Origin of the sequence: Gardnerella phocaeensis, from assembly GCF_048545075.1 — a bacterium.
GTDB lineage: Bacteria > Actinomycetota > Actinomycetes > Actinomycetales > Bifidobacteriaceae > Bifidobacterium > Bifidobacterium vaginale_J.
This window is the reverse complement of the sequence record NZ_JBKQXS010000001.1, coordinates 356,008-373,250: the sequence shown is the minus strand read 5'-3', so window position 1 is coordinate 373,250 and position 17,243 is coordinate 356,008. Positions and strand designations below refer to the sequence as shown.

The 17,243-nt window shown below is 45.2% G+C and carries 12 protein-coding genes and 1 tRNA gene; 7 read left to right on the top strand and 6 right to left on the bottom strand.

From position 1 onward, the window contains the following. Positions 1-29: 29 nt before the first annotated feature. The 4 genes from ACJV2T_RS01640 to ACJV2T_RS01625 form a co-directional block, all read right to left on the bottom strand. Complete coding sequence (locus ACJV2T_RS01640) at positions 30-848, bottom strand: ABC transporter ATP-binding protein (RefSeq protein WP_419398949.1); 819 nt, start codon at positions 846-848, stop codon at positions 30-32. Between the two features lie 2 nt (positions 849-850). Further along, positions 851-2,062 carry an FtsX-like permease family protein gene (locus ACJV2T_RS01635; RefSeq protein ID WP_419398948.1) on the bottom strand — a complete coding sequence of 404 codons (1,212 nt, stop codon included), beginning with the start codon at positions 2,060-2,062 and terminating at the stop codon, positions 851-853. A 38-nt stretch (positions 2,063-2,100) separates the two neighbouring features. Beyond that, positions 2,101-2,514, bottom strand: coding sequence for a DUF4418 family protein (locus ACJV2T_RS01630; protein WP_415689205.1), 414 nt, complete (start codon positions 2,512-2,514; stop codon positions 2,101-2,103). A 142-nt stretch (positions 2,515-2,656) separates the two neighbouring features. After that, a complete protein-coding gene (locus tag ACJV2T_RS01625) occupies positions 2,657-5,704 on the bottom strand; it encodes an ATP-dependent helicase (RefSeq protein WP_419398947.1) in 3,048 nt (1,015 codons plus the stop codon). Between the two features lie 188 nt (positions 5,705-5,892). Between ACJV2T_RS01625 and ACJV2T_RS01620 the strand changes: the two genes are divergently transcribed. The 4 genes from ACJV2T_RS01620 to ACJV2T_RS01605 all read left to right on the top strand — a co-directional run bounded on the left by ACJV2T_RS01620 (position 5,893) and on the right by ACJV2T_RS01605 (position 11,174). Then, complete coding sequence (locus ACJV2T_RS01620; RefSeq protein WP_004110321.1) at positions 5,893-6,474, top strand: xanthine phosphoribosyltransferase; 582 nt, start codon at positions 5,893-5,895, stop codon at positions 6,472-6,474. Between the two features lie 551 nt (positions 6,475-7,025). Beyond that, positions 7,026-8,288, top strand: coding sequence for an acetyl-CoA C-acyltransferase (locus ACJV2T_RS01615; protein ID WP_419398946.1), 1,263 nt, complete (start codon positions 7,026-7,028; stop codon positions 8,286-8,288). Between the two features lie 128 nt (positions 8,289-8,416). Then, positions 8,417-9,775, top strand: coding sequence for a hydroxymethylglutaryl-CoA reductase, degradative (locus ACJV2T_RS01610; RefSeq protein ID WP_419398945.1), 1,359 nt, complete (start codon positions 8,417-8,419; stop codon positions 9,773-9,775). A gap of 34 nt (positions 9,776-9,809) precedes the next feature. Next, a complete protein-coding gene (locus ACJV2T_RS01605) occupies positions 9,810-11,174 on the top strand; it encodes a hydroxymethylglutaryl-CoA synthase family protein (RefSeq protein ID WP_419398944.1) in 1,365 nt (454 codons plus the stop codon). Between the two features lie 1,054 nt (positions 11,175-12,228). Here ACJV2T_RS01605 and ACJV2T_RS01600 read toward each other — a convergent pair. Continuing rightward, positions 12,229-12,313 (bottom strand) — tRNA-Ser (locus ACJV2T_RS01600). A 235-nt stretch (positions 12,314-12,548) separates the two neighbouring features. Beyond that, the gene (gene serS, locus ACJV2T_RS01595; protein WP_419398943.1) at positions 12,549-13,835 is read right to left on the bottom strand and encodes a serine--tRNA ligase; all 1,287 of its coding nucleotides are present in this window, start codon (positions 13,833-13,835) and stop codon (positions 12,549-12,551) included. A 106-nt stretch (positions 13,836-13,941) separates the two neighbouring features. On the opposite strand from serS, the gene trxA reads away from it, so the two are divergent. The 3 genes from trxA to ACJV2T_RS01580 all read left to right on the top strand — a co-directional run bounded on the left by trxA (position 13,942) and on the right by ACJV2T_RS01580 (position 17,217). Further along, the gene (gene trxA, locus ACJV2T_RS01590; RefSeq protein ID WP_004110313.1) at positions 13,942-14,283 is read left to right on the top strand and encodes a thioredoxin; all 342 of its coding nucleotides are present in this window, start codon (positions 13,942-13,944) and stop codon (positions 14,281-14,283) included. A gap of 181 nt (positions 14,284-14,464) precedes the next feature. Beyond that, entirely contained in the window at positions 14,465-15,451 is a 987-nt protein-coding gene (locus ACJV2T_RS01585) for an aggregation-promoting factor C-terminal-like domain-containing protein (RefSeq protein WP_419398942.1), read from the top strand. Positions 15,452-15,621: 170 nt separating this feature from the next. Next, positions 15,622-17,217 (top strand): MDR family MFS transporter, encoded by a 1,596-nt coding sequence (locus ACJV2T_RS01580; RefSeq protein WP_419398941.1) that lies wholly within the window; start codon positions 15,622-15,624, stop codon positions 17,215-17,217. Positions 17,218-17,243 lie beyond the last annotated feature (26 nt).

The window sequence follows — 17,243 nt, the reverse complement described above, 5'->3', positions numbered from 1 at the left end:
TTCTAATTCTACACACCCGTAAGAATAAATTAGCGAAGGGAGCCAGCATCCATTGTGTATGTGCGATCCGCGCAGCGAGCAGCCTCAACATCGTGAGTTACCATGAGCACTGCTACACCATTTTTTGCAGCTTCGCGCAACATTTTCACCACTATGCGAGTATGCTCTAAATCCAAATCGCCAGTAGGCTCGTCAAGAATAAGAAGCTTCGGATTGTTTATTAGCGCGCGCACAATCATTACGCGACGCATTTCACCGCCCGAAAGCTCATTTGGGTAGCACCACAGTAAATCTTCAATATGCAATTGCTTGCAAAGTTCTAACGCGCGAGTCTCGTTTAAATCTTCGCTTATTTCAGACTTACTTTCAGCAGACTTGCTTTTAGCAGCCTTACTTACTTCAGCCTTACTTACTTCAGACTTACTTACTTCAGACTTACTTACTTCACAAGCACTAGCTGCAATTTGCACAGGTAAAAGTATGTTGTCATGCACAGTAAGATTTTGCAAAAGCGTCTGCGATTGCGTCACAAAACCTATATCGCATGCGCGCAAACGAGACATTTTTGCATCACTAAAAGTGTGTTCAGAAATCTCTTCGCCGCAAACTTTTACGCTTCCATGCGTTGGCTTCAATAACCCAGCAATCAAATTTAGTAAAGTAGATTTTCCGTTACCTGACTTTCCAACGATTGCCACAAAATCGCCGCTATTTAGCGCAAAACTCACGTTATTTACTGCAAAAAATTTGTGCTTTCTGCGCATAAATTCGCGAGTTACACGAGTAAGCTCAACAACAGGTAAAATATCAAACTCATTACTTGGCAATTTTTGACTCTTATCTTCCATACTTACTCACCTGACCTAAGTGTCAAATACGTTTCACGCATAGCAATACGCAATGTGGTAAGCGCTGAAGCTACAACAACTGCAACAAGCGCAAGTAGCACAGACACTAACATAAGCACTGCTACTGGTAGAGCAGTCACTTCCAAATACGGAAGCTGCAATTGTTCAGAAATAAGAGAACTGTAAGGGAACAATATAAGACTTGCAGACGCAACACCCAATACTCCACCAACTAAGCCAAGTATCGCAGATTCCCTAACGACAACGCCTAAAAGCATATTTCTTGTTGTGCCAAGTATGCGAAGAGAAGCAAACTCTTTTTTGCGCTCGTTTACAGATGTTGAAAATACTGCAACTAAAACTAGCAATCCAACTAGCCAGCACGCAGCAATTATAAAAGTCAACGTGCGAGTAAAAACACCAAGATTAGCTTGCGTAGTTGCTGTAATTCCGCCCGGAAAAACTATGCCAATGCTTGAAAGACCAGTTGTTTTGCGAATATTTTTTGCAACTTCTTGCGCGCTGTAACCTTTTTGTACTTTTACAAGTACTGCAGAAACTGCTTTTTTAGCATACTCTTTTGGAATAGCGGTGTGCCCTACTTTCGTTGAATACTCAACTACTTGCGACACACTTTCACGTCGCACAAACACTGAATTATCAATGCTTGTGCCGGTTTTTGCAAGCTGCGCAGCTACAGGCCATTGGTGTCCAAAAAGACGAACAGTATTCATATAAGACACGATTACATTTGCGCCAGCAATCATCTCGCCTTTTTGTAACTTCTGCTTATGTTGAGAATAAATCCAAGGACCTATAACAAAATCAGAATCGGGATCAAAACCAATAATTTGCAATTTTTCAGCGCAACATCCTGCAGAAAGCGAAGAAATATACGTTTGTGCACTCGCCTTTTGCACACCCGGAGAGCGTCTTACTAAATTCTCAATATCGTTAGTGAAGTAAAAAGTGCTTGAACCACTGTTTGTAAGCAACGCTTCTGCTTTAGTGTGCGTGCCTTGAGGGATAACCATAATATCGGCTCCCATGCGTTCTCGCATACTGTTCAAGCCGCGTTCAAGATTCATAGAAATCAGCGAGCCGCCGAAAAATATTGCAGACAAGCACGCAGATACAACAATAAGTGCAGCAGTGCGCAATGGCTTGCGTTTAAGATTTTCCAGCGGCAATCGCTTTAGCGTAATAGTGCGCATAATTTTGCTTTATTAAGCTTTTCGAACTATTTGAACTATTAGTCTTCTTTATTATCCAAATACACGGAAGCAGCTGCAAACACCAACGCGAGCACAGACAGAACAATCAGCGTTGGGCGCATAACGGATGCACAATGCATCATTGGACTCTTGCACACGCCAATAAGGAATGTTGTAACAGCAAGCATAAGCAAAGCGTTCACAACTACAGCAATATTTAAACCAATGCGAACATTTTCTTTAACAAATAGCGCAATAATTCCAAGTACTGCAATAACTAAGCCAATTCCAACGGCTGCACGACCTGTGTAGTAGCATGCCATAGGTTGCATCATCATATGCATTTTGTGCATGCCTCCGGTTGAGCATGGCTTTGCAAACGTCAATGGTGCAACGGCAATAAGCAAGCCGAAAATAATTGCAGGAATTGATGCGAATAATTTGTTTTTCATAATTTATACCTCATTAAATGTATGTTTTTATTTTCTAGTGTCACATTTTCGTTAATGCAACACGCCTCTCGGCACCCACACCCGCGAATGCCACGTCCTTGTTAAAAATTTATCTTACATTAAAGTGCATAAATAGAAGATTTTACAATTTCTCGATTGGTGCAACTCTAAGCATTAGTCGCTTTACTCCATCGGAGCCGAAATCGACTGTAATAATTGAGTTTCTGCCCTTATCTTGCGTTGCTAGCACGGTTCCTAATCCGTAAGTATCGTGAGTAATTTTGTCGCCAACTTGGAAGTCTTGAATATTTAGATGATTGTCTTTATTCATAACTGAGGAAGTTGAACCAACTTTTGTTGCGCTTGTTGAAGCAGCAGATTTTGCGGTAACTTTGCGCGTTTTTACTGCACTTGACTTAGACCAATTCGATTTAGAATAAGACGAGCTGTAAGAAGAACCGTAAGAAGAGCCATAAGAAGAGCCATAAGACTTGCTATAAGACTTTCCGTAAGAAGATCCGTAAGAACTCGAGCCATACGATTTATTTCTTCCGTAAGACTTAGAGCCATGCGATTTTTCAGAACTGTAGCTGCTTCCACCATAAGTTGTTTTTTCACTAAACGCATCGCTATAATCGTCATCCCAGCCGCCGAAATCACTATCAAAATCGCCACCAAAATCGCCACCAAAATCACCATCAAAATCGCTATCGAAATCATCGCCGCGCCTAGACGAAGCGCCCCAACGCTCAACATCAGACTCTCTGCGCTTCCAATCAATCAAATTATCTGGAATCTCATCCAAAAACTGGCTTGGAAGCATATCTTGAGCCTGCCCCCATTGCGCACGAACAGCAGCACGAGTAACATACAAACGCTGCTTAGCTCGCGTAATACCAACATAAGCAAGACGACGCTCTTCGCAAAGCTCGCCATCGTCTTCCAAAGCGCGAGAATGCGGAAAAGTTCCCTGCTCCATGCCAGTTAGGAACACAACCGGATACTCCAAGCCCTTAGCTGTGTGAAGCGTCATCAACGTAACTTTACCAGTGTCCTCATTTTCATCCGGCAATTGATCTGAATCAGCCACAAGCGCCGTCGTTTCAAGGAAACCAGCAACACTAGCATCCGGCGTATTCTGCTCATACTCAGCTGCAACCGACTGCAATTGCGACAAATTATCCACGCGAGCGGCATCTTGAGGATCTTCAGAACGTTGCAAATCCTCCAACAAACCACTGTCGTTCAGTATGCTGTCAATAACTTTAGAAGGTTTCGAGTCATTGTTTTGCATACACGTAATTAAGTTGTGCATAAGCTCGCGGAACTCTTTAAGCTTGGTTGCAGTGCGAGTTGGCATGCCTTCGATTGATTCCAAATGCTCCAAAGCTTGCCAGAAGCTAACTCCTTGTGTTTGGGCGTAAAGCGTTAGCAAAGCCTCCGCACGCGCTCCAAGCCCACGCTTAGGCACATTCAAAATTCGACGCATATTCACATCGTCATCCGGGTTTGCCATAGATTGCAAGTATGCGAGCGCATCTTTTACTTCGCGACGCTCGTAAAACTTCGTGCCGCCAACAAGCTGATACGGAAGACCTGCTTTAACGAGCGCATCTTCCAGCGAACGAGACTGTGCATTAGCGCGATACATAATCGCCATATCCGAATAAGCAACGCCCTCTTCACCTGCTAATCGCGCTATTTCCCCAGCAACCCAAACTGCTTCCTGTTGAGCGCTGTCTGCTGCATAACCGGTAATTGGAGCGCCCTTACCTAATGCCGTCCACAATTTTTTAGGCTTTCGTCCTTGATTATGCGAAATAACTGCGTTTGCAGCATCCAAAATAGTTTGCGTAGAGCGATAATTTTGCTCAAGCATAATAGTTGTTGCGTTTGGAAAATCTTTTTCAAAGTCTTGAATATTGCGAATATCTGCTCCACGGAAAGCGTAAATCGACTGGTCGGAGTCGCCTACAACTGTGATTGATGCAGGAGTGTTATTTTGCTGAGTTGCAGGAGCGTTATTTTGCTTTGCATACGCACTATTTTGCTTTACATCCACTCCAGCAAGCTCGCGAATAAGCTCGTATTGAGCGTGATTCGTATCCTGATACTCGTCTACGAGAATATAGCGGAACTTATGGCGGTAATATTGCGCAGCTTCTGGTACTTCTCGCATGAGTTGCACAGTTCGCATAATTAAATCGTCAAAATCAACCGCATTTGCTTGAGATAAACGATGCTGATATTCCGCATAAATAGTTGCGTAAACAGCTTCAGAATTGCCAGCGTGCGCAATTTGTTGACCTGCAACACCCGGCTTGTAATCGTTAGCATACATGTCTAGTTGCTCACGCCAAGTGATTAAACTATTTTTGCAATCCGAAATTTTGCCCAAAATGCTACGTGGCGTAAAACGCTTAATATCGACGTTAAGCTCTGTTGCAATAATTTTTACTAATCGCTCGCAATCGGAAGTATCGTAAATAGAAAAGCCTGATTTTAAGCCAATATACTGTCCTGATCTGCGAAGTATTTTCACACATGCAGAATGGAATGTCGAAACCCACATAGTAGTTGCTTCGCTACCAATAAGTTTGCTTAAACGTTCACGCATTTCGGCAGCTGCTTTGTTTGTAAAAGTGATAGCAAGAATTTGGCTTGGCCAGGCACCTTTTTGGCTTAATATCCAAGCTATTCTTCGCGTAAGAACTCGCGTTTTGCCGCTTCCAGCTCCTGCTCCAATAAGAAGTGCCGGTCCGTCGTATTGGACTGCTTGAGATTGTTGCGGATTTAAACCGTCGAGTAGTTTTTGCGCGTCAACTGCAACTCTAGAATGTGCGGAATTTTGGGAATATTCTTGGGATTCTTGGGATTCTTGGGATTCTTGGGATTCTTGAGATTCTTGTGATTCTTGTGATTCTTGAAGAGGCACTTCTTCTTGAGGAGGCACTTCTTCTTGATCAGACGCATATTCTTGCTGTGCAAAATCAGGCTCTTTAGCGTAAGCGTCAGCATACTCGTCGTAACTGTAGTTGGCATAATCATTCGCATCCGCAACATTTTCGTAAAAACTATCGTCAGAATCGAACGAATCAACTGGATTCCCCAACAAATCACTTACATATCCGTAATCGCTATCTTTTGCACTCATATTTGCATTCATACTTGCGCCCATACTTACGCTCATACTTGTACTCCATTAATGCCGCCAATTACCTACGTTTTAGCTCAGCAATAAAACGCCCCCACGTTTTAATTGCGCACGTATTTAATCAGGTTTACCACATGCTGCAGTCGTTTTTACTCGTATTGTGTCACGAACTTGGGTATGCTTGAGCGTACTGCAATGTAATTGTTCGTAAGAAGGGGCACATCGTGCAAGAATTGGAAGAACGCATTCTCCAAGATGGTATCGTAAAACCAGGCAATGTCTTAAAAGTAGACGCTTTTTTGAACCACCAGTGCGATGTGAATTTATTTGATCATATGGGAGCCGCTTGGGCTGAGCATTTCCGCGACGCAAATATTACTAAGATTCTTACGATTGAGGCTTCTGGTATTGGAATTGCATGTGTTGCAGCACGTCATTTTGGCGGAGTTCCTGTAGTTTTTGCGAAGAAAGCTCAGTCAATTAATCTCGATGGCGACCAATACGTATCTACGGTATTTTCTTTTACAAAGCAGCGCGAGTTTCCGGTGATTGTGTCGCGTAAGTATTTGAGTGCGGAAGATCGCGTGCTTATTTTGGATGATTTTTTGGCGAACGGCAAAGCTTTACAAGGATTAATCGACATTTGCAATCATGCTGGAGCTAGCGTTGCCGGCATTGGAATCGCTATCGAAAAGGGCTTCCAAGGTGGTGGAGATGCGCTTCGTGAAGCCGGATATGATTTGGATTCGCTGGCGATTGTTGACGCGATGGATCCTGTTGACGGGTCGATTTCGTTCCGTAAGTAGCGCTCCGACCTGCTTTCGCGCAGCATTGCGCGCGCGAAAGCAACTCGGAGCGTGAGCTTGCTCAGGCGGAAAGTCCAGTGGACTTTCCGTGCAAGCTCAGCCGAACTGCGATTAGCCGTGATGACAGCGCTCCGCTCTTACTTGCCGTGGCGCGAGTTTCTTTACACGACTGTAAAGTTTCTGCCGCTTGTTCGCTGTTTCGCGACCTTTATTTTACACGACTGTAAAGTTTTGGTCGGGTTAAGACGCGCAAACGACCGTTCCTTTACGCCGCTGTAAAGTCTATGCCGGATCAAGGCGCGTAGCCGACCGAAATTTTACGCGACTGTAAAGTTTTTGCCGGATTAAGGCGCGTAGGCGACAGTTTCTTTACACAGCTGTAAAGTCTATGCCGGATTCGGGAGCGCAAACTCACTGAAGTAAGTCTAATTGTGAAGGAAACGAGAAAAATTTTTCGCAAATGGTAATTTTGTCGAAAAATACGATAAAGTAGTCCGGTTGGTATACTTCAACACGTATTGCAACAAACAATTGATTAGGTGGCTAAACATATGACTGAAGTGGTGATTGCAAGCGCTGTACGTACGCCTATTGGCAAATTCGGCGGCAGCTTATCTTCGCTTTCCTCAGTTGATTTAGGAACAATCGCAGCAAAAGCAGCAATAGAACGCGCTGGAATTAGTTCACACGACGTGGATCAAGCTATTTTTGGAAACGTATTACAAGCAGGCAGCGGACAAAACGTTGCTCGCCAAATTGCGTTAAAAGCAGGCTTAGATACTTCTAGCTGCGCAATGACGATTAACGAAGTATGCGGATCCGGTTTAAAAGCAGTGCGCTTAGCACAATCCGCAATCGTTATGGGAGATGCGCAAGTTGTTGTTGCAGGCGGCACTGAAAGCATGAGCAACGTACCGTTTTACGCAACTAATTCGCGATTTAGCGGACACAAATACGGGAATTTTGCGCTTATTGACGGTTTGCAACGAGATGGCTTAAACGACGCTTTTACTGGCGACGCAATGGGCGTTACTGCAGAAAATGTTGCAGCAAAATTTGGCATTACTCGCGAAGCACAAGATATTTTTGCACTTAAATCTCACCAAAAAGCTGTTGCCGCTATTAAAAGAGGCGATTTTGCTTCTGAAATTGTGCCGGTAACGCTTGCAAACGGAACTGTTATAACTCGCGACGAGCATCCTCGCGAAGATACATCCTTAGAGCAGTTGTCGAAATTGCGCACGCTTTTTAAAGCGTCGGGAGAAACTGCGGACGCGACTTGCGAAGTTGGCGAGAACGAAGTTTGCAAGCACGAAGTTTGCAAGCACGAATCGACTGTAACTGCCGGAAACGCAAGCGGAATTAACGACGGAGCTGCAGCTCTAGTGCTTATGAGCAAAGATTACGCGCAAGCGCACGGAATTGAATATCTTGCGCAAATTGTGGGATTCGCAGAAGGCGGAATCGACCCAGATTTAATGGGATATGCTCCAAAGCACGTGATGGAACGCATGTTAAATGCGACCGGCAGCAACGTTGACGACATTGACTTATTCGAAATAAACGAAGCGTTTGCAGCGCAAAGCATTGCTGTTTCGGAGCAACTTCATATTGACGAGTCAAAGCTGAATGTAAGAGGTGGGGCGATTGCGCTCGGTCATCCGCTTGGCGCTAGCGGAGCTAGGATTTTGACGACGCTTATATACGCTTTGCGAGATAGCAATAAGTTGAATGGAGTTGCTGCGCTGTGCGTTGGCGGCGGAATCGGCGTTGCGATGCAAGTTAGAATGCGAAGCGATCAAGCCAGAATCTAAAACTATAAAGTCAGAATGCAAACAACCAAGTCAGAATGCAAAGCGATCAAGCTAGAATGCGAAGCGATCAAGTTAGAACGCGAAGCGATCAAAAGCATTCGTAGTCTACAAATCATGAGGTGATTTCGATGACTGCTTTTCGTGAATTAAGCGTAGAAAATCGCATAAAAACCTTGCAAAATGAGGGCGCAATTAACGAGGCTGAAGCGGCATTTTTGCTTAAACAGTTTGCGGAAAGTTCTGATACTACAATTCCTGCAGACGTTGCAAATCATATGATTGAGCATCAAATTGGAAAGTATACGCTGCCGGTTGGCGTTGTGCGTGGGCTGATTGTGAACGGCGAAGTGCGTGACGTGCTGGTTGCAACTGAGGAGCCATCCGTGATTGCTGCTGCGTGCAATGGGGCGAGGATTGCGGCGGAAACTGGTGTTGGATATGCTGCGGAGACTGGTGTTGTATACGGAATTGTAGCAAACTCCCCACAATACGTGACTACAGCGCAAATAGCTTTTGAGGACGCTGACGGGAGCGTGGCGGCGCGCTTGCACGAGATTGTTGAGGATTGTGCAAAGGTTGCAGAGCTGTTGCGCATTGCAAACGAGTCACACCCATCAATGAGTAAAAGGGGTGGCGGCGCGCGAAAATGCCGCGATTCAGCTTTGCACGGCTTCGCAAAGCTCGAGATTGACGTAGACACATGCGACGCAATGGGCGCAAACACAGTGAACACTATGGGCGAAGCCGTCAAAGCCCAGCTGGAAAGCTGGCTCGGCGTGCAGGCGCTGGTTGCAATACTCACAAACACCAGCCGCGTTGCCACCACAGCAGAAGTGCATATACCGGTTGAAGCACTGGCATCCAGGCGGCTGGAAGACTCTGAGCGAGAGCGCGAAGGAAAGCGCCTTGCGCGCCGAATCGCGGCATTGAGCGCGCTTGCCGCCAGCGACCCTGCGCGCGCCGCCACGCACAACAAAGGAATCCTAAACGGCATTGCAGGAGCCGCGCTCGCGTCCGGAAATGATACGCGAGCGCTAGAATCGGCAGCACACGCGTGGGCGGCGCGCTCCGGTCGCTACCTACCACTGTCAAAGTGGAACACCGAAACTTTAAACGGAAAGACCATACTCCACGGCAGTATTGAAATTCCGCTACAAATCGGCATTGTCGGCGGCTCAATCTCATCGCTTCCAATGGCAAAACTCGCAATCAAAATCGGCAAATACAAACACGCAAACGACTTTAGAAATACGCTTGCAGCTCTCGGTTTGGTGCAAAATCTTGCGGCTCTTCGCGCACTAGCAGGCCCTGGAATTCAAGCAGGTCACATGGCATTGCAGTCGTCAAATCTGGCAATTGCAGCAGGTGCCAAAGATGCGGAAATCGCGGAAATCGCGCATAATATTTTGCAACTTAGCCCTGCAGAAAGAACTACAGAAAAAGTTACGCAATTACTTCAAAAGTTACGAGAATCAAGTAAAAATTAAGAAAAATTAAGAAAATTTAGGGGTTTTAGGACAAATGAACACACAAAATACCGAAACATCAGAAGCTGCAGCAACCACAACCTCCGCAACCACATCAGCAACCACTCCCCTTGCCGTCGGCATCGACCGCATCTCCTTCGCAACGCCGCACTATTACCTAAACCTCGAAAAACTGGCGGAACACCGCGGAATCGACCCTAACAAATTCACAATCGGAATCGGTCAAAGCGAACAATCTGTGCCACCAAATCACCAAGACATCGTCACTCTCGCCGCGCAAGCTGCGCTACCACTGCTACCCCACATCGATAGCAATCGCCTCAAAATGCTAATCGTCGGCACAGAAAGCGGCGTCGACGCAAGTAAATCGAGTGCTCTGTACGTTCAAAATCTGCTAAAACTCACGCCGTGGGTGCGCTCTATTGAAGTAAAAGAAGCTTGTTACGGCGGCACCGCAGCTTTGATGATTGCATGTGACTACGTGCGCGCGCACGCCGAAAAAAATCCGCAAGTGCTTGTTATTGCAGCCGATATTGCGCGCTACGGTCTTGCTACACCTGGCGAAGTAACGCAGGGTGCAGGTGCTGTGGCAATGCTTGTGAGCGCGAATCCGCACGTGCTTAAAATTAACGACGATAGCGTTGTGAAATCCGCTGATATTCAGGACTTTTGGCGACCTGTTTACCAGGACACTGCGCTTGCTCGCGGAAAGTTTTCGACTGAGCAGTACATACAATTTTTCTGCGACGTGTGGCAAAAGTATTGTGCGCAAAACGGTTGTAATTTCAACGATTTTGCCGGATTGTGCTTCCATTTGCCGTATACGAAAATGGGTTTGAAGGCGCTTAAGGCTGCGATGGATTCTTGCTCTGATTCTTGCGATAATACTTACGATAATACTTGCGCTAATTCTTGCGCTGATTCTTGCGATAATTCTTGCGATAATAGCAACCTAAGCGAGTCGTCGCGCAATCGCTTACTTTCGCGCTACGAAACCAGCACGAAGTACAGCCGTCGCGTAGGAAACATCTATACGGGTTCCCTGTATTTGGGATTGCTGTCTTTACTTGAGTTAGACGAATTTACTTGCGAAAATAGTGATCTTACTGCACTTAAAAGCGGCGATAAGATCGGTCTATTTTCTTACGGTTCCGGCGCTGTTGGTGAATTTTTCAGCGGCACGATTGCGCCAGGATTTAGAGATGCGCTGTTTGCGCGCGAGCATGCGGATATGCTCGATTCGCGTGTGCGTTTAAGCGTTGCTGACTACGAGGAGATGTTTGAAAGCGTTGCGCCTTACGCTCCGGAAGATTTCGAAAGTAGCACGTCTTGCCGCGAAGGTGCTAACTTCTTCCTTGACGCAATCACTTCTCAAGAGCGTCATTATTCCGCGCGCTAAAAGCGAGTGCGCGCACGTTTCAATCGGATTCTCGCGCGCAACCGACCATTCCTTTACACCCACGTAAAGTTTCTGCCGTTATTCCGCGCGTAGGAGACATAGACTGCGCGCTGCTGTAAAGTTTCTGCCGCTTTTTAGCGCCTAGGCGACATAAACTGCGCGCGCCTGTAAAGTTTCTACCGCTTCTTGCGATTCCGCACTCTAAAAACCATCGGAACAATCCCCTGCAAATGTTTCTGTACTTTGCAGTTATGCTTTGCTAACGGCGACTATTTGTTGCTTAGTGAACTTTAGCATTATTGCTCCGCAGACGCTGAGTATTTATCGCTTAAAGAACACTAACGTCATTGCTGCTGCACACTCCACACCAGAAACTCCTACCTCCGCACCCACCCGCAGCTTAATTGCGCAACTATAGTTGCACTTAGTAAACCACGCACTTTACGTAACTTTCTGCACGAGTCTATGAGTTTTGTGTTGTGACATGCGTGGTAGAGCCTCAAAAGTTTTCGAGCAGAGCAATAAAAGAGGACTGAGAAGCTACATTCTTTAAAGAAAGGCGAACACATTAAACAACTTTAACAGCCAGAGCGCCCGAAGGACGGGACTTGCGATGCTGAAAACTTTCGAGGCTCATCAGACCGTTTGCAGAAAACACCAGTCAAAACTCATAGACGAAAGCCAAGAATATAGAAAGTAAACTAGCTCAACACCAAGCAAGCTCGGCGAATTAAAAAAGCCTAAAGAACAAACAACCAAACTAATCTGCCCTGTCTTCGTCAATAGAGACGAAGACAGACCGAGCTTTCACTGAAAGTGCACTGCACTTTCAGTCCTGAGAAAGCTCGGCAGAATAAAAAAGCTTCAAGCGCGAAATGCAGCAACACAAACCTGACACATTGCGTTAAACACACTAGCACACACTTTCTGCGTCTTTATTGACGCAGAAAGACCTCGCTTGCGTTGGAAGCACACTGTGCTTCCAACCCTGAGCAAGCTCGGCAAATTAAAAAAGCCTAAAGCAATTTCACATGCTTTAGGCTTAGTTAATTCGCGGATGAGGCGAGATTCGAACTCGCGGTAGGTTTCCCTACAACGGTTTTCAAGACCGTCTCCTTAGACCGCTCGGACACCCATCCATCTGTGCACGAAAGCAATCAAATTGCCGCTTTCAACGCACAAGTGGTAAGCATATCATCACGTATAGAACGCAACACACAAACACAACACACAAACACAACACACAAACACAACACTCAACACCCAGATTCAAAAAGCTTATCAACTAAAAACAAAGCCCAGGCAATTTCCCGGGCTTTGTAGTTAATTAAACGGTTTTTTTGAAACAAACGCCGTGTTTATGCACGAGCAAACTCACGCTTCCCACTTAGTAGGCTCAATGACTTCCTTGCCACCCATATAAGCCTGCATAGCCTTTGGAATATCAATCGAACCATCTTCATGCTGATGATTTTCCAAAATAGCCACAAGCCAGCGAGTAGTAGCCAAAGTGCCGTTAAGCGTACTAACTGGGCGAGTTCCGCCATCTTCCATGCGTTCGCGCACATTCAAGCGACGAGCCTGATACTCAGTGCAGTTAGAAGTAGAAGTAAGTTCACGGTAACGACCTTGCGTTGGAACCCAAGCTTCGCAATCGAACTTACGAGCGGCAGAAGAACCAAGGTCACCAGCAGCAGTATCAATAATGCGGTAAGGCACTTCCACCTTAGAAAGCATTTCCTGCTCCATACCGAGCAATTTTTGATGCTCAGCGCGAGAATCTTCCTGCTTGCAATAAACGAACATCTCAACCTTATCGAACTGATGCACGCGAATAATACCGGAAGTATCCTTTCCAGCAGCGCCAGCCTCACGACGGTAGCAGCTCGACCAACCGCAATAACGCAAAGCACCATTGCTTAAGTCAAGAATCTCATCCTCGTGCATACCAGCCAAAGCAACCTCGGAAGTGCCAACCAAATACTGATCATCTGGCTCGCGCAAACGGTAAATCTCGTCCGCGTGAGAATTCAAGAAGCCAGTTCCGCGCATAACTTCCGGACGCACAAGAGTTGGCGTAATCGCAAGCGTAAAACCGTGCTCTTCAGCTTGATCGACAGCCATAGTAAGCATTGCGATTTGCAAGCGAGCCACAGCACCGCGCAAGAAGTAGAAGCGAGAGCCTGCAACCTTCACGCCACGACGCATATCAATTCCAGCAACGCCAGTTCCAAGAGTCAAATGATCCTTTGGCTCAAAACCTTCAGCTGCAAAATCGCGAGGCGTACCAACCTTCTTAACTACAACGTAGTCGTCTTCTCCGCCTTCTGGAGCTTCATCTTCAACGATGTTAGAAAGCTTCCACATTGCTGTAGTGTAGTCGGCAGTAGCTTTTTCGGATTCAGACTTGTATTCTGCAACCTTCGAAGCTAATTCTTTAGTTTCGGCAATAAGCGCAGCCTTTTCTTCGGCGCTAGCTGTTGCAACCTTCTTACCAATAGCTTTTTGTTCGGCGCGAGCTTCTTCAAAAGCCTTAAGAGCATTACGGCGCAAGTCATCGCTGCGCAATACTTCATCGACGAGCTCAACGGATTCACCACGCTTGCGCTGCGATTCCTTAACTACGTCGGCATGTTCACGAATAAATTGGATATCAAGCATGACTCCTAGCCTAGTGCCGCAAGACGACAGATAAGCGCACTATTGGCAACTTTATGCAAGGCGACACATATAATAGAGCAAATACGCAAAATATTGAGGGGGTAATATGGCAGCAATACATGCTACTACAGAAAATTTTGAGAAGATTGCTTCAACAAATGAAATAGTTGTTGTCGATTTTTGGGCAACGTGGTGCGGTCCATGCAGGTCTTTTGGTCCTATTTTTGAGAAGGTCAGCGAAAAATATCCCGAAATTCCTTTCGTAAAAGTTGATATTGACAAAAGCAACGAGATTGCTGCAGCTGCTCAAATCCAAGCTGTTCCAACAGTAATGGTTATTAAGCGCGGCGAAGTTATTTATAGACAAGCTGGAGCATTACTAGCTTCTGATTTGGAAGATTTGGTTGAACAAGCTAAATCTTACGAATCTAATGATTCTGAATCCTAATTCATAGACTATGCCACGAGATATAATATGTGAGGTTTTGCATATACGTTTGCGCATATGTTTTAACGCGTGTTTCTAATATTTTATTAGTTTACGTTGCTAGCGTTAGCAAGTACGAAGTGTTCGCAAGTACAAAACGTTTGCAAACACAAGAAGAGTAATTGCAGAAATAAGGAGGGTTATGGCCAGTCACCGTAAGCATACTGTTACGCTTGGTTCACTCAGTTTACGACAGTGGGCTAAAGTTAGCGCGGTTATTTTAGGCTTCATTGCTTTGGTGATACTTGGTTTTGCCTCGCGAGATTTTTACGCTTCGTCTAAAGGTCACGCTGTTCAGGTTACTTCTTATTCGGCAACCGATTCTTCGCAAGTTTCTCGTAGTGCTAGCCGTCGCATGTTGCATGATGGTGCAACTTCATATGTTAACGTTGTTATAAATGGTCACCATCGTACTATTTTGGGCAATAATTTCACTGACGTAAAATCCGTTCTTGATGCAGGAGATATCACTCTTGAGCCACACGATGTTGTTACTCCATCTCTTACAACTAAAGTTAACGAATCAACTGTTATTACTATTAATCGCGCAGGCGCAAAATTAGAAAATTCCGACGACCCAATCGCGTTTAACGTCGTTAAAAAGGAAACTGCTGCACTTCCAAAAGGTACTGAGAAGGTGCAAAGTGAAGGCGCTAACGGCGTAATGGAAACAGCAAAAATAGTTACTCGAGCTAAAGGAAAAATAGTTTCCTCTAATATTTTTGCTTCTTATGTTAAAAAAGCTCCAAAAGATAAGGTTATTCTTGTTGGAACTGGTGGCTCTTCTGCAGGACTTGGCTTAGCTGCTTCTATCGGCACAACTGTTCCTGCTGGCGAGATGCAACAATGGGCTCACGATTGGCTTATTTCTAACGGTTATAGTGAAGCTGATTTTACTGCAACGGTATTTATTATTTCTCATGAATCCGGCTGGCGCGTAAACGCAATGAATCCTTCTGGAGCTTACGGTTTGCCTCAAGCTTTGCCAGGCGCAAAGATGGTTTCTGCCGGAGCCGATTGGGCTACTAACTATCAAACTCAGCTCCGCTGGTTCTGGAATTATTGCAATGGTCGTTATGGCTCCATTCAAGGCGCTTACAATCATTGGCTTTCCTACCGCAGCTACTGATTAGAATCAGTCTAGATATCATTGTTTTGCGCAAATTAAGTTTTACAATTTTTCGTTGTAATAGATAAGAGAATAGACTTAAGTCGATTGACTTTTGCCACCTATGCTTAAAACTACGCTTAAAATACGCTTAAAACTACGTTTAAGAATAAAAAGGATGTTTTATTTTGATGCACTCAACATGGCTGTCTAATAAAAGCCAAAATCTCAGCCATGCGCTAACAGGCGAAGAAGCATACAATAACAATCGTCTTACACGTCCTGCTTTAATTTCTCTTGCTATTCTTACGTTTATTACATTTATTGGCAATTTCGCACAATTACAACTTACTGCAGCATTGCCAACAATAGTTCAAGAATTTGGCATAAGCGTCACAACTGGTCAGTGGCTTACTTCTATTTTCCAGCTGATTATGGCAATTATGGTTCCACTTACAGCATTTTTAACAAGACGCTTTTCTACTCGCCAAATTGTTATCACTTCCATGTCGCTTTTTACTTTTGGCTCCGTACTTGCATGGCTTAGTAGCGACTTTATGATGGCACTTGTTGGCAGAACTCTTGAAGCTATTGGCACTGGCGTAATGTGGCCTGTTTTACAAATTACCGTATTCTCCGTCTACCCTGTTACTCGCAGAGGTATGGCAATGGGAAGCGTTGGCATGGCTATGAGTATTGCTCCAGCAATCGGTCCTACTATTGGCGGTTTGCAAACTGATATTAACGGATGGCGTTCTATTTTCTGCTCTCTTACTATTATCGGAGCCATATCAGTCGTTTTGGCAGTATTTTTCTTGCATAATTTTGGAGAACACGATCCAAACGCGCACGCTGACTTCTTCTCGGTTGGCCTTTCGGTTATCGGCTTCGGCGGGCTCATGTTTGGATTCACTAATATTGAAGGATGCGGAATTTCCCACCCATTATCTTGGGCTCCTATGATTATTGGCGCTTTTGGAATTGCTTGGTTTGTTATAAGGCAGTTGCGAGCGCAAAAGCGCGGTCACACTCCTCTTCTTGGTCTTAATGTGCTTAAAAACCGCTACTTTATGGTGGGCACTATTTGCGCATGCCTTACATTTTTTGCTTTCAGCTCAATTATGGTGCTTATTCCGCTTTACATTCAGTCGGATCGTGGTTTTTCAGCAACTATGAGCGGCTTAATTCTGCTTCCTGGAGCGTTCGGCATGGCGATTTCGCAATATTTTGGCGGTCGTATGTTAGATCGCTTTGGAGTGCGCCCAGTTGCTATGGCAGGCTCTATTATTCTGTTTTTTGGCACTGTAATGATGAGTCTTATTGATATGGATACGTGGATTTGGTGGATTTCCATTTGGCAGTTTACTCGCCAAATTGGCATGGGATTCTTGCTTATGCCAATAACTACGTGGTCGCTTAATTGTTTGAGTAAGGAAGAGCTTGGCGACGGTTCGGCTGTAACTAATACTATGCGTCAGCTTTGGGGCGCTATTGGAGCACCTGTTTTAGTAGTTACAATGACAGTATTGACAACTCTTCACCATTCTGGCACAGGTCACGCTGCCGATGTTGCTGCTAGTATTTTCGGAGTTCAATGGACTTTGCGCATTAGTGCTATTATTACAGGAATTATGGCTCTTATCGTTATTTTTGGAGTCAAGGGCGAAGGCACGGGTTCTGCTCACAATCTTGCGCGTAGAGCTATCGATCGCATGCGCGTGTTGCATATTCCTCATTCAGCAGAGCATCACGACGTAATGCACGATCACACTCATAATCATTACTAAACACTTATTAAACGCTTCTAAAGCTT